This window comes from Erysipelothrix sp. HDW6A (genome assembly GCF_011400295.1).
GTDB lineage: Bacteria > Bacillota_I > Bacilli_A > Erysipelotrichales > Erysipelotrichaceae > Erysipelothrix.
On sequence record NZ_CP049859.1, the window covers coordinates 1,112,502 to 1,126,097 of the forward strand.

Consider the following 13,596-nt stretch of genomic DNA (forward strand, 5'->3'; position numbering starts at 1 on the left):
GTTTATCACATTATTATGAAAATAATGTAAAAAAAAGCCTATATAGACTGTAACCGTGGTACAATAGACTATGAATATGAGGTAAAAATATGCGATTAAGAAAAAAAACATGGAGTTCAGATATATTTGAACAACATGCTGATAGTTTAGTTAATGATTTTGAAAAAATTAAGGGTTCTTGGAAACAGGAATTAGATACGGAATTGCTTCACGTTGAAATTGGAGCAGGTAAGGGTGACTATTGGCATCAGCTTGCTGAACTCTATCCAGAACGTGGAATAGTGGCAATGGAACGTGACTTCACAGCTACATCTATTGCATTAAAAAAACTTGATGAACAACCTGGTTCTCGTAAACGAATGATTTATGGTGATGCAGAGGCATTACAAGAAATGTTTGCGGATGGAGAAGTAGATGTGATTCATTTAAACTTTAGTGATCCATGGAAGAAAAACCGTCATGAAAAACGACGATTAACTTATAAAACAAAATTGGATGATTATTATAAAGTATTAAGCGATCAAGGTGAGATTTGGATGAAGACAGATAATGTTGGACTCTTTAACTACTCCTTAGTAAGTGTTAGCAATCATAAATTTGAACTTGTAGAAGTGGATGTGGATTTCAGATCACATGAACATGAAGATCCATTTACTGAATATGAGCGCAAGTTTCATGAAAAAGGACAACCGATATTTAGAGCAATTTGGAGGAAAAAACATGATATCAAATAAACAATTAACATGGTTTAAAGACTTAACACAAATTGATGGCGTTAGTGGTCATGAATTCGCGGTAGCATCATACTTAGAAAAAGAGTACAAAAAGCTTGGTGTTGATGATATTGTTCGTGACAATCTTGGTAGCATTATGGCAGTTCGCTATAGTGGAAAAAAAGATGCTAAGAAAGTAATGTTATTAGCACACATGGATGAAATTGGATTCCTTGTAAAACAAGTTACTGAAACAGGTGTCTTGAAAATGCATCCAGTCGGTGGTTGGTTTAATCAAAACTTACTCTCTCAACGTGTTCGTGTAACGACTCGTAAGGGTGATGTCTATAACGGTACTATTGGAAGTATCCCACCACATATGCTTTCTGCAGAAGATCGTATGAAACCAATCGATATTCCAAATATGTTGGTCGATGTTGGTGCTCGAAATAAAGAAGAAGTAGAAGCAATGGGAATTCAAGCAGGTGACATGATTGTGGTTGATGGTCCATTTGAAACTCTTAACAATGGCAAGCGTCTTTTGGCGAAAGCTTTTGATAACCGTTATGGATGTGTCATGGGCTTAGATATTCTTGATGCCTTAAAAGATGAGAAACTTGATTTTGACTTATACGTAGGTGCCTCAGTACAAGAAGAAGTAGGTTTACGTGGCGCTCAGACAATCACACAGCTCATTAAACCTGATTTAGCAGTAGTCCTTGACTGTTCACCAGCAAATGATGCACTTGATCCTAAAGCAATAGGACAGCTTGGTGGTGGAGTTCTCGTTCGTATGATGGACGGAAATATGATTGCTACTAAAGATTTAATCTATAAGTTTGTTGATCTTTGCGAAGAGAATGATATCAAACATCAATTCTATTTCTCACCAGGAGGAACAGATGCAGGTGTTGTTCATAAATCCAATGAAGGGATAAAAACCTTAACATGTTGCTTATGTGCTCGTAACATTCATACAGCAAGTAGTATTCTCGATATTGAAGACTATTTAGCAGCTAAAGAAGCGCTAATCCACTTTATTGATATAAAAACTTGGGGTGATGTCTTGTGCGTAAACGACTAGTACTTAGTCTGATACTTGCATTGCTGATTTTAACCGGATGTGGTGCGAAAAACACTGATTATAAACAAATGGTCTCAAAATCATTAACAAGACCCTTAGTAAGTTCAACAAACAGAAACAAGAAATTATTTAAATACTATGTGTTACCTGATGTTGGAGTAAAAGAAACAACAGAGCTTTCTACATTGCTAGAAATTGGTTCAAGTAAAGTTCTATTAACTCTGAACGTATCAGATATCATTTCAAAAGAATACTACGATCAAAAAGAAGTTCGCACACAAATTGCTGAAGCTAATGTTGATTTCCAAGAAAAAGGAATTTACGTTGATGCAAGTGATGTTAAACGAACCTATGTAGTATCAATTAAAACAATTGGTGATAAGAAAGCAATTATGATTGAAAATGGATTGGTAACTCTAATAGGAGTTGCGCGACCTGCTTCACTTGAATATGTTTTTGATGCAATGATGGTTACTATGAGAAGTGTTGATGTAGATGAGAAACTTGTTGTTGCAAGCTATTCAAACAAAGAAGAAATTGATACACAAGCAATCACAGAGGAGTTCTTCAGACCTAATAACCCAGAATCTGGATCATTAGAAGATTTGTATTACCAAATGCATCCTAATGAGAAAAAAGAGGAAACAGGCGAACAGCCATATGAAGACTTAAATGAAACAGAAGAACAACCGATGGAGTCGGAAGAAGGAGTGGAATAATGTTTAGAAAACTTACGTCACTATTATTTAAAGAAGAGGAAGTTGTTTTTGAACAAGATTTAGGAAGTCAAGAACATGATGACCTTGATATCCCAGAATTAAAACCAATGACTGCTCCTAAGAGAACAGTTATTAGAGAAGAGATAATTGAAGAGCCAGTGGTTGAAACACCTCGAAATCAAGAAGTAGTCGTTGAAGAAACACGTCGCAAAACAGTACGTATTGACGCGGATGCTCCTTTAGAAGAAGTGAAAGAAATCAAGTTGAAGAAAGAAGTGACTGCACGAGTGCAGGCTGCTCAGTATCAACCAAAGGAAATCATTAGCCCGATGTTTGGTGGTTCAAATAAAGCGACTGCTGCACGAACAGAAGTTAAACAAGCAAGTGATGCTAAGAAACGAACAGCTAAAACTACGGTTATTAGTCCAATGTTTGGTGCTATCTCTGCGTATGATGAACCTAAAGAAGAAGCAATCGTGGATATGGATTTAGACATTACTGATATGTTAAGTCCAGATCGAGTTGAAGAAGATGTACAAGTTTCACTTTATGACTTTTTGGAGGACTTTAAAGATGAGTAAATCCCTACATTTTATTGGGATTAAAGGAACTGGAATGGCTTCACTAGCTAAGATAATGTTGAATCTTGGCTATAGCGTTCAAGGATCGGATATTCCTCGTCATTTCTTTACAGAAGACTCATTGAGAGAATTACAAGTGCCTATATTACCATTCGATGCTCATAACATAAAAGATAATATGACTGTGATTGTTGGTAATGCTTTTGGTGACGATCATGAAGAAGTCGTTGCAGCACGTCAAAATCCTAGTGTTAAAGTTTATCGATATCATGAGTTTTTAGGACATATTATGAAAGATTATCGTTCTATAAGTGTTAGTGGTTCTCATGGTAAAACAACAACAACAACACTTCTACGCGATATGCTAGAAGCAAGTCATAATACAGGTTATCTCATTGGTGATGGTCGTGGAGAGCTTCATACAAATGACTCATATTTTGCAGTTGAAGCCTGTGAATTCCGTCGTCACTTTTTAGCATATTATCCTAAAGTAGCAATCATGACAAACTTTGAAATTGATCACGTCGATTATTTCAAGTCCGTTGAAGATTATTTATCAGCATATGAAGAATTTGCGAATAATGTTGAAGAGCTACTTATTGTTTGGGGAGATGATCCTCACTATGGTGATCTTAAGTTTACCAAACCAGTTTGGACTTATGGATTAAGTGATCGTAACAAAGTTCAAGCTATGAACATTGAACGCACCAAAACTCACAGTATTTTTGATGTGAATGTTGATGGTAAGTTTATCAAGAGATTTAATTTACCTTTAGTTGGTGATCACATGATTCTAGATGCACTTGCGGTCATTGCTGTAGGTATCTACGAGGGAATCGCTTTGGATTCAATTGAAAGTGGTCTACAAAACTTTAAAGGTGCGAAACGTCGTTATGTCATCGAAGAAGGACAAGAAAATGTTTATATTGATGACTACGCTCACCATCCAACAGAAATTAAAGTAACGTTAGAAGCAACACGTGTACGTTATCCCGACAAGAAGATTGTTGCGATTTTTAAACCACATCGTGTTGGTAGAGTTTATTATTTTGTTGATGAATTTGCAAGTGCTTTATCCATTGCTGACAAAGTGTTCTTGTGTCCATTTACAAGTATCGATGATCAAGAAGAGGGTATAGATATTGATATCACTTATCTTCAAGATCGAATTCCTAACAGCGATATTATCGATAATATGGATAGTGATATTGATAAGCTAGAACAAGAAGGTCCTGCAGTATTTGTGTTTATGAGTAGTAAAGATATTTATGATTTAAAAGACGCATTGAAAACGCGTTACAATGATTGAAAACATTTTCAATTAAGAGTATAATGACAATAAAGAGGTGATTTTATGGTGGATGCAGTTTTAGTAAGCTTACATGATGTTGCGTTAATGTTAATTCCTACATTAGGAGCAATATGTTTAGTGTTATTAATCATGATTCTGTATAGAGTCTATAAGGTAGTGAAAGATTTACCAGCAACAATACACAAGGTTGATGATGTCATTGATTCAACAAAGAAATCCGTAGATCTACTTGATGCACCGCTCAACACCCTTGGCAATGTGTCAAAAACAGTAGATAAAGTGAATGATTCAGCTGTGTCTGCAGTAAACAAATCAATGAATTTTGCAGTTGATATGTTTAAAAACTATGCAGAAAAGAAAGCGAATAAAGAAGAAATTTACGAAACAGATGAGGAGGATTTTGGTGTTTATGAGTAAATATGATGAAATTCTTAATGAGTTAGTGTACCAAATTGATGATTTGGTTTATGACTTTTACAGTAAGAGTAATGAATTGATTGCAAATAAAAAAGATCAAGAAAGACTCTTAACATTTCGTGATAAGACTTTAAATACAATCAATGAGATGAATGTTCGCTCACTAGAGAAAATCTCCGAGTTTCGTTCCGACACATTAATTCGTGAACGTGCAGAACATTTAATTACAAAAAATGAAGAATTAATTCAATCTGCTCTTGAAGTAATCAATTCCTCAGCAGATAAAAGTGAAATTCTTGAAGATATTCAAACAATCGCAAGCGGTGTTTATGCATCTGCTAAAGATGTAAAACGTAAAATTGACGAGTCGGGAGTTATCGACAAAGCTATTGAAAAAGCAAATGTTGGTATTGATAAAGCAAAAGAAGGTCTTGAGGAAATAAGTAAAGATCCTCGTTTTATTCGTGGAACAGAGATTGTTAAAGAAAAATCAAAAGAAGTGTTTGATTATGGTAATAAAATCGTAAAAGAAGGCACAAAGAAAGTTGCTGACTATATCGAAAAGAAATCACCCAAAAATGAAGATAGTGAAATCATTGATATTTATGAAGACGTTAAAGAAGCTGCATCTGATGTAAAAGATGTTGCTGAAAATACCACTAAAGATGTTAAAGAAACAGTGGGTGATAGCTACGAGGCTGTTAAAGACTCAGTAGAAGAAGCTGTTGAAGAAACTAATGAAATAGTTGATGATTTTGTACAGGAAGAGAAGAGTGAAACAGAAATATGAAACGAGTAACAATATATGATGTTGCCAAAGAGGCAGGCGTATCCTTAGCAACAGTTTCCCGTGTTATTAATGGGCTTGAAATTGTACGTGAAGAAACACGTGTTAAAGTTGAAACAGCTATTGATAAACTAGGGTACAAACCAAACGCTATTGCACAAGGATTGGCACTACAAAAGACAACGACTATTGCGTTACTAGTACCAGAAGCAAGTTTTGCTTATACTGGCCAAATTATTAACGGACTTATTGATGTTGCGAAAATTTATAAATATAACATTATGCTTCATACTATGACAGAAGGTATTGTAGATATTAAAGACGTTATCGATGACGTTATTAAGTCTCGCGTTGATGGTGTCATTATTTATAACGATAAACTTATGGAAGATGAACTAGCAGAGTTAAGCAAGTATCATTTCCCAATCGTCATTATAGGAAATAAAATGTCAGATACACAAATTTCATCTGTGTATGTTGATATTGAAAAAGCAGTTTATGAATTAACACTTTCAAAACTCCATGAAGATAAAACTCGTAGTATTGGTGTAATTCAAGACCGTAAGAACGACTTCACTACAAAACAAATGATTAATGGTGTACGTCGTGCTTATGAGGAAATGGGAATTGATAAAGATGGTTATATCGAAATTCCTTCTGAATATCGTCGTTCTTATGATTATTTCTTAGATCATATTAAAGAGATTCCATACGATTTCATGATTGCTAACCGTGATTCACAAGCAATTTCCGCTATGAATGCTGCTCATGAAGTAGGCTTGGAAATTCCTAAGGACTTAGAATTGGTATGCTTAATTGATTCTAAATACAACTCAATGGTTCGACCACGTCTTTCAAGCTTTGCAATTCCAGCTTATGACTTAGGAGCTGTATCGATGCGTGTTCTTACAAAGATGTTGAATGAAGATGAAGTAGATGATAAAGAAATTGAATTAAGTTATCTTTATACTCCACGTCAATCAACTCGTAACTAAATTTCTTATAAACTTCGAAGGAAACTTTGAAGTTTTTTTTAGATTGATATAAAATAATACCAGTAAGAATTGAGGTAAACTATGTTACTACATGAATTTTATGATGATTTATATCCTAACACTGGATTTTATAAATCAAGAAAAACAGTTAGAGCTTTAGTGTTTAATGATAAAGGTGAGCTCGGAATGATGCATGTAAAGGCCACTGATATCTTTGGTGAACGTGATCACTTTGAAACTCCTGGCGGTGGTATTGAACATCATGAAGATCGTATGCTTGCACTACATCGTGAAATAGAAGAAGAATTGGGGTATACCTGTATTATCGATGAGTATCTTGGTTTAGTTATTAATCGTTATAATCTCATTGGTGTTATTACAGCTCATCATTTCTTTGTTTGTCATCTCGATAAAAAAAAATCAGCCAATTGGACTGATGAAGAGAAATTCTTCTTTGAAGGAGTTGTTTGGAAAACTCCTGAAGAATGGATTGATGTATTTACTGAAGAAGTTACGAAAGTTAATAAACTTGTTCACGAGCGTGAGCTATTTATGATTCAGTATTACTTAGATCAACAAGGAAAGTAACAGGACTTAGCTCTGTTTCATACTTCAAAGTCTGATACTTTACGTCTTTAGATTCAAGATAGGCTTTGACAGCCTCATACTCCTCGTACCCGCCATCATGTTTAAGATAACATGCAATGACTACAAAGTCGCTTAAATGCTCCCAAATGGCGTCTAAAGACTGTATGGTCGATGATACTTCAGTGATGACGTGCTTATCACTACGAGGTAAGTAACCTAAATTATAGATTGCTCCAGTAAAAGGAGCAATTTTTTTATAATCTAGAAGACTATGATCACTAAGATAGTAGGTGATATTTGAATACATTGAAGTTTTGTCATAAGTGCTAAGGATTGCTTGTTTTTGAATGTCTATGGCATATACGTGCTTTGTGTGTTCGGCAAGAAAGTATGTGTCGTATCCATTTCCGCATGTCATATCAAGAACAATGGAACGATTCTTATCTAAGTATTGCTTCATAAATTGATGTGCAAGTTCTTTATGATTCATTGTTAACCTCCATTTATAAAAGAAAGAATGCTACTGTGCATTCTTTAATGTAAGTATTAAGACATCAGGATTTGTGAATAAGCGAATATCAGGATCTGTAGTTGAAACACCCGATGTTAAGATTAATTCAGTATTACTCACAGTTTGACGTCGTTCTGCATATTTTGTCTCTTTTGCAAGTGGTCCAATGAAGGGGAGACGGATCTTTCCTAACATAGACTTACCAGCAACCATGAGATCAAAATTCTTGTCAGTATTTGCATCTATTTGATCAGGATTGTAACTTAATGCCAGTGTAAAGTAATTATTGTCTTCAACAATTACTTCGCCACTTGCAGCACCTAAACCAATAATCTTGATAGCTTCATGTTCTGGATTATAGAAGAGTAAGTCTTGGTTTTCTAGAATTAGAAATCCAGAAGCTTCAAGTATTTGTCTAGAAGTTTCGTTATCCTTCTCACTTAAGACGGCAATCTTACCACTGTTTGTTTTAATGTCTGATAAGAGCTCAATCATTAAGTTATTAGTATCTTCGCTGAACTCATCTACTTTTAGAAGTGAGCCCAGAAACACTACTGTATCGGGATTAAATGTTTTGATTTCTTTTACCGCTTTTCTTAGATTATTAACATCACCATCAACATCTGACATGAAAGCCATAGTTTGATTGTTGAAGGAGTTTGGAATCTTTTCAGATATTACTGTTTCAAAGTGTAGTTTAAGACGCTTTGTCGCAAGTTGTGTCATTTCAAAATAGATATACCCAACAAGTGCTAAGACAACAACAAGGCTTAGTATTCTACGTTTATACTTTCTCATTGCTCTTTGCTTGCTGTTGTTGTGTATTTCGTAAATTTAAGATTACTGGAATAACCAGCGGGTTTCGTTGGGTATGTTTGTAAAGGAAAGGTTCTAAAGAGCCACGGATTGTGTTCTTAATCTCTCCAAATGTTACTTTAGATTTCATACGTTTCTTTAATGCTTCATAAACTACTTGTTCAGCTTCTTTTAGCAGGGATTGATTCTCTTTAATAAGGACAAATCCACGACTAACAATACTTGGTTTTGTTAAGATTTTATTGTTTCTTGAATCGATTGTAACAACGACACTTACAAGACCACTATCAGAAAGAATCTTACGGTCTTTAATAACTGCAGTGGATAATCCACTGGAATCATTTCCATCAACATAAATATCATCAGCTTGGAAACGAACATTTGAAGCAAATGCTACCCCGTCACGAAGTCCAACTACATCTCCATTGGAACATATAAAGACGTTTTCTGCAGGAATCCCAGTTTGGATAGCAGTATCTTTATGGGTTTTAAGCATCTTATATTCACCGTGAACTGGCATAAAGTACTTAGGACGTAATAACTGTAACATCAGTGTTTGTTCTTCTTTAGAAGCATGTCCTGTAGTATGAAGTGAGTTTAATGGTGAGTTTGTAAGCACTGTAGCTCCAGAACGTGTCAATTGATTCACTACATGTGAAACACTTGGGCGTTTCCAGGAATTGGGCTGGAGGAGAAGACAACAGTGTCACCAGGAATAATACTAATTTGACGGTGAGTTCCGTTGGCGATACGGCTTAAAGCTGCAAGGGGTTCACCTTGAGACCCAGTACATAAGATAAGAGCTTTATTTGCTGGGAGCTTATTTAATTGATTTGCATTAACGAAATGTTTGTCTGCTGCTTTAATATGTCCTAATTTACGTGCAATGGTAATGACATTTTCCATTGAACGACCAAAGACAGCAATTTTTCTACCTTGTGAAATTGCAGCTTCTATAATTTGTTGGACACGGTAGACGTTTGAAGCAAAGGTAGCGATAATAATACGCCCATCTGCTTTCTTAAAGATTCTACCGATTTCTTTAGCAACGTCTCTCTCACTTATTGAGAATCCACTAACTTGGGCATTGGTTGAATCACTTAAAAGTAAGTCAACTCCAATTTGTCCCATATAAGCCATGATTTGGTAATCAGGATTGGTTCCTACAGGAGTTAAGTCAAACTTAAAGTCACCTGTTGTAACAACACGACCGTTTGGTGTATTGATTAGAACTCCCATTGCGTCTGGAATTGAGTGAACAACATTAAAGAATCCAATTACAAAGTGTTTTGTTTTTACTGTTGATTGAGAATTTATCTCAACAATCGGATGTTTTGTACGAATTTTTCGTTCTTCTAATTTTCGTTCAATTTGTGCCTTCGCAAAGCGAGGAGCATAAATCATTGGAATATTAACACGTTGTAGTAAGAATGGAATACCACCAATATGGTCTTCATGACCATGGGTAATTACAAGTGCTTTAATTTTCTTTTGATTTTTTATGAGATGTGTAAAATCAGGAATAACGTAATCGACTCCTAATAAATCTTCTTCAGGGAAAAGAACCCCTGCATCGATAATGATTATTTCGTCTTCATGTTCGACGACATACATGTTTTTACCGACTTCACCCAGTCCGCCTAATGCATAGATGAGTGTATCAGTATTTTTTAATTTCTTATTTTTAGCTGTCATACTATGACTCCTATTCTATTATTTTTAGTGAGTTATCATGTCCCCAAGGATCTACTTTATTAATATGATCGTAGAAAAGGATGCCATGTAAATGATCAATCTCATGCTGTAAAACAATTGCTAGTAAGTCTTTAGCAATAATTGTAACTTCTTTATCTTGAATTAAATCGTAAGCTTGTACTTTGATACGTTGAGCTCTTGGTACAAGACCTTCATGTACTTCACGTACAGATAAACAGCCTTCACCATAGCCTAAAGCTGCTTGCTTAACTGTATGAGATACTATTTTTGGATTAACAAGTGCAAACTCAACGGTAATATCTTGTCCATCTTTATTTACTAAATCAACAACGATTGCTGTCATTTGCTTTGCAACACCAATTTGTGGAGCAGCAATACCATTTGCGGGTTGTAAATTATATTTCTCTGCTAGTTCCTCATCACGAGAATCTCGCACATATTGCAACATATCTAAAAGAGTGCTTTTGTCCTCATCACTTAAGGGTAATTTGACACTTTCGCACTGCGCACGTAAAACAGGATTTGGATCAAGAATGATCGTATCCATATTAATTTTAACCATAGTTAAACCTCTTCTAATTAATATTAAAAATGTAATCTTTTCATTTGATAGAAAACTCTTTAGATACATATTACAATATTTATTGTGTTTTTGAAAGTCTTTGCACTATATTTATGATATTATAACTACATGAAAAAGAATAAATTAAAGAATATAATATCGTTAAGAATGCCTGCAGGCTATAGTAAACTCATTCATGGTACCGTAATTGTCTTGAGTCTTTTTGGTGTACTCATGGTTACATCTGCAACAATGGGTAAGGTTTCAGTAGGAAAAACACTGTTCGCAGGTGGGAAAGAATTGTTTTTTGTATGTGTTGGATACTTCATGATGGTTTTCTTTGCGCGTAGGTTTTCATTTAATTATTTTAAAAAATATTTAGTAGTTATCACACTTGCTGTTATTGGCTCATTGTTATTGACAATGTTTTTTAGTAGCGCTGGTGGGGCATCAGCCTGGATTCGTTTTGGTCAAGTGACGATTCAACCTTCAGAGTTTGCGAAAGTGTACATGGTCTTATTAATAGCCGTATCTTTAGGAGACAAACACAAAGTTCGTGTTGCCAGTGGTATAGATTTAGTGAAGCGTCCTGTACTAGTCTTGTTAACAATAATTTTAATTGTTACGGTTTTACAGCGTGACCTTGGTTCTGCTGCAGTAATCCTTGCGATTTCTTTACTTTGCTTTTTAATTCCATCACAACGGAAACTAAGTAAGTTGCAAAAGTGGGTCTTAATACTATTGGTGGTAGGGGTATTTACATTAATATTCTTAGATACACCAACTGGGCTTAAAATTGCAGAAACAATTTTTTCCAAGTTAGGAATTCCTGAGTATATGTTTAAACGATTTGAATCAGCAGCGAATCCTTTCCTTGATCGTTATAACGAAGGGTATCAACTGTTCATGGGTCTTGCTGCAATGGTACAGGGCTTACAAGCTGGTCCATTTGGTAAAGGCTTTACAAATAGTGATAATAAATTTGGTTACTTACCAGAAGCTCAAACTGACTTTATCATTGCAATCATTGTCGAAGAACTGGGTATCTTAGGAATATTAATTGTTGTAATAAGTTATGGCGTGATTCTTTTCAATCTCTATAAATATGCAATTCTAGCTCGATTTGAAGCTGAGAAAATAGTGCTAATTGGTGCTGCTTCATATTTTGCAATTCACTTTATCTTAAACATTGGTGGTGCTACAGGTTTAATTCCACTGACTGGGGTTCCTCTGATTTTAGTTTCAGCAGGGGGATCTAGTAGAATGGCTGCGATGATTATGATTGGACTTGCACAGAATATTATTAGTAGGACAAACAGTAGTCAGCGTCAAAAGGCGGTACAATCCACATGAGGATTGTAGCGGGAAAACACGGATCTCGTTCCTTAAAAACTTTAAGCGGTACAATTACTAGACCTACGTCAGATAAAATACGAGGTGGTATTTTTAGTAAAATAGGACCGTATTTCGAAGATGAGACTTTTCTCGATGTATTTGGTGGAAGTGGAGCAATGGCTTTGGAAGCTTTAAGTCGTGGCGCAAAATCAGTTACAGTATTTGAGAAAAATCCAAAAGCCTTTCAAGTTATCCGAGAAAACATTCAACAGCTAAAAGAAGAAGAAAATGTAACACTCTTAAGAGGTGATGCATTTCAACTGATTGATAGACTTAGCGGATCATTTGATATTGTATTTTTAGATCCACCATATGGTTATGAAAAACTAATAGACGTTGTAGAAAAGATTGTCGTAACAAAATCAGTTAAAGACGATGGTATCATAATCATTGAGACTGATGGGAAACAAGAAATACCTGACACAATATGTGAATGGTCTTGCTATGATGTGAAAGATTACAAAACAACGTGTGTATATTATTTTAAAATGTAGGGGTTGTACTATTTATCTAATACAACCCTTTAATTTACCCTGTGCTTTATGATAGAATTGAATTGTTGTAATTAAGTAAATTGTTTACAGAGGTGTAAAATGACAGTGTTAAAAACAAGGGACGACGGAAGTGAAATCACACTTCGCGATGTTCAACTAAAAACATTAGAGATATTATTAGAGTTTGACCGTATTTGTAAAAAACATGACATTGAGTATGCTTTATCATATGGAACAGCTTTAGGAGCAGTTCGTCATAGTGGTTTTATTCCATGGGATGATGATGTTGATGTCATGATGGATTACGATAATTATGATAAGTTACTATCAATTCTAGATCAAGAAATGTCAGAAGACTATTATTATCATTGTATAGAAAATTGTAAAAAATATAATATATTGATTCCAAACATGAAGTTCAGAATGAAAAATACTTTTGTTGAGGAACAAAATTACCTCCTTCGTAATAAATGTGAGGGGAATGGTCTTTTTATTGACGTATTTGTCTTTGACAGAGTATCGGAAAGTAAATTCAACTATTTTTCAACGCGAATTTTTACACTTTCGATGATGCCATTCTTAGTAATCATTGATAACTTAGGTTTTACTGCGTTTGGTTTAAAGAAAGCTTTTTCTAACTTTGCACGTCGTTATGCACGTAAACATAAAAATTCAAAATACAGTGCAGTGAATATGACATGGGTATTTGAGCCATTAAAAGATAGTAGAGTACCAAATGAAGTATTATTTCCTACTGTATTGATGGATTTCGAAGGTCATCAATTACCTATTCCAGCAAATTATAAAGATTATTTAATTTCTATTTATGGTCCAAGCTACATGCAAGCACCGCCTGAGCATAAGAGGGAACCAAAGCATATTAAAGATATAGAAATTTAGGAGAGG

The 13,596-nt window shown here is 34.9% G+C and carries 15 protein-coding genes and 1 pseudogene; 12 read left to right on the plus strand and 4 right to left on the minus strand.

The features are described 5' to 3' along the window. Positions 1-89 precede the first annotated feature (89 nt). From trmB to G7059_RS05775, 9 genes are all read left to right on the plus strand, one after another. On the plus strand, positions 90-734 hold the full coding sequence (trmB, locus tag G7059_RS05735; RefSeq protein ID WP_166081124.1) for a tRNA (guanosine(46)-N7)-methyltransferase TrmB: 645 nt from the start codon (positions 90-92) through the stop codon (positions 732-734). Beyond that, a complete protein-coding gene (locus G7059_RS05740; protein ID WP_166081125.1) occupies positions 721-1,797 on the plus strand; it encodes a M42 family metallopeptidase in 1,077 nt (358 codons plus the stop codon). Before trmB ends, G7059_RS05740 begins: the two co-directional genes overlap by 14 nt. Then, complete coding sequence (locus G7059_RS05745; RefSeq protein ID WP_166081126.1) at positions 1,782-2,516, plus strand: hypothetical protein; 735 nt, start codon at positions 1,782-1,784, stop codon at positions 2,514-2,516. The genes G7059_RS05740 and G7059_RS05745 overlap by 16 nt, the downstream gene beginning before the upstream one ends. Next, positions 2,516-3,097, plus strand: coding sequence for a hypothetical protein (locus tag G7059_RS05750; protein ID WP_166081127.1), 582 nt, complete (start codon positions 2,516-2,518; stop codon positions 3,095-3,097). The genes G7059_RS05745 and G7059_RS05750 overlap by 1 nt, the downstream gene beginning before the upstream one ends. Next, a complete protein-coding gene (gene murC, locus G7059_RS05755) occupies positions 3,090-4,406 on the plus strand; it encodes a UDP-N-acetylmuramate--L-alanine ligase (RefSeq protein WP_240920444.1) in 1,317 nt (438 codons plus the stop codon). Before G7059_RS05750 ends, murC begins: the two co-directional genes overlap by 8 nt. A gap of 45 nt (positions 4,407-4,451) precedes the next feature. Beyond that, the gene (locus G7059_RS05760; protein ID WP_166081129.1) at positions 4,452-4,826 is read left to right on the plus strand and encodes a hypothetical protein; all 375 of its coding nucleotides are present in this window, start codon (positions 4,452-4,454) and stop codon (positions 4,824-4,826) included. Beyond that, on the plus strand, positions 4,819-5,616 hold the full coding sequence (locus tag G7059_RS05765) for a hypothetical protein (protein WP_166081130.1): 798 nt from the start codon (positions 4,819-4,821) through the stop codon (positions 5,614-5,616). Before G7059_RS05760 ends, G7059_RS05765 begins: the two co-directional genes overlap by 8 nt. Next, a complete protein-coding gene (locus G7059_RS05770; protein ID WP_166081131.1) occupies positions 5,613-6,608 on the plus strand; it encodes a LacI family DNA-binding transcriptional regulator in 996 nt (331 codons plus the stop codon). Before G7059_RS05765 ends, G7059_RS05770 begins: the two co-directional genes overlap by 4 nt. A gap of 81 nt (positions 6,609-6,689) precedes the next feature. Next, positions 6,690-7,196: an NUDIX hydrolase gene (locus G7059_RS05775; protein ID WP_166081132.1), complete on the plus strand. Its 507-nt coding sequence runs from the start codon at positions 6,690-6,692 to the stop codon at positions 7,194-7,196. Here G7059_RS05775 and G7059_RS05780 read toward each other — a convergent pair. From G7059_RS05780 to def, 4 genes and pseudogenes are all read right to left on the minus strand, one after another. After that, the gene (locus G7059_RS05780) at positions 7,159-7,686 is read right to left on the minus strand and encodes a class I SAM-dependent methyltransferase (protein ID WP_166081133.1); all 528 of its coding nucleotides are present in this window, start codon (positions 7,684-7,686) and stop codon (positions 7,159-7,161) included. The two genes, G7059_RS05775 and G7059_RS05780, sit on opposite strands and share 38 nt — an antisense overlap. Positions 7,687-7,716: 30 nt before the next feature. Continuing rightward, the gene (locus tag G7059_RS05785) at positions 7,717-8,505 is read right to left on the minus strand and encodes a hypothetical protein (protein WP_166081134.1); all 789 of its coding nucleotides are present in this window, start codon (positions 8,503-8,505) and stop codon (positions 7,717-7,719) included. After that, positions 8,492-10,218 (minus strand): annotated as a pseudogene (rnjA, locus tag G7059_RS05790) (ribonuclease J1). Before rnjA ends, G7059_RS05785 begins: the two are co-directional and overlap by 14 nt. Positions 10,219-10,228: 10 nt before the next feature. After that, on the minus strand, positions 10,229-10,801 hold the full coding sequence (gene def / locus G7059_RS05795) for a peptide deformylase (RefSeq protein ID WP_166081135.1): 573 nt from the start codon (positions 10,799-10,801) through the stop codon (positions 10,229-10,231). A 129-nt stretch (positions 10,802-10,930) separates the two neighbouring features. Between def and G7059_RS05800 the strand changes: the two genes are divergently transcribed. The 3 genes from G7059_RS05800 (at position 10,931) to G7059_RS05810 (ending at position 13,590) form a co-directional block, all read left to right on the plus strand. After that, positions 10,931-12,154 carry an FtsW/RodA/SpoVE family cell cycle protein gene (locus G7059_RS05800; RefSeq protein ID WP_166081136.1) on the plus strand — a complete coding sequence of 408 codons (1,224 nt, stop codon included), beginning with the start codon at positions 10,931-10,933 and terminating at the stop codon, positions 12,152-12,154. Continuing rightward, on the plus strand, positions 12,151-12,690 hold the full coding sequence (gene rsmD, locus G7059_RS05805) for a 16S rRNA (guanine(966)-N(2))-methyltransferase RsmD (RefSeq protein WP_166081137.1): 540 nt from the start codon (positions 12,151-12,153) through the stop codon (positions 12,688-12,690). Before G7059_RS05800 ends, rsmD begins: the two co-directional genes overlap by 4 nt. Before the next feature lie 99 nt (positions 12,691-12,789). Next, a complete protein-coding gene (locus tag G7059_RS05810; RefSeq protein ID WP_166081138.1) occupies positions 12,790-13,590 on the plus strand; it encodes a phosphorylcholine transferase LicD in 801 nt (266 codons plus the stop codon). Positions 13,591-13,596 lie beyond the last annotated feature (6 nt).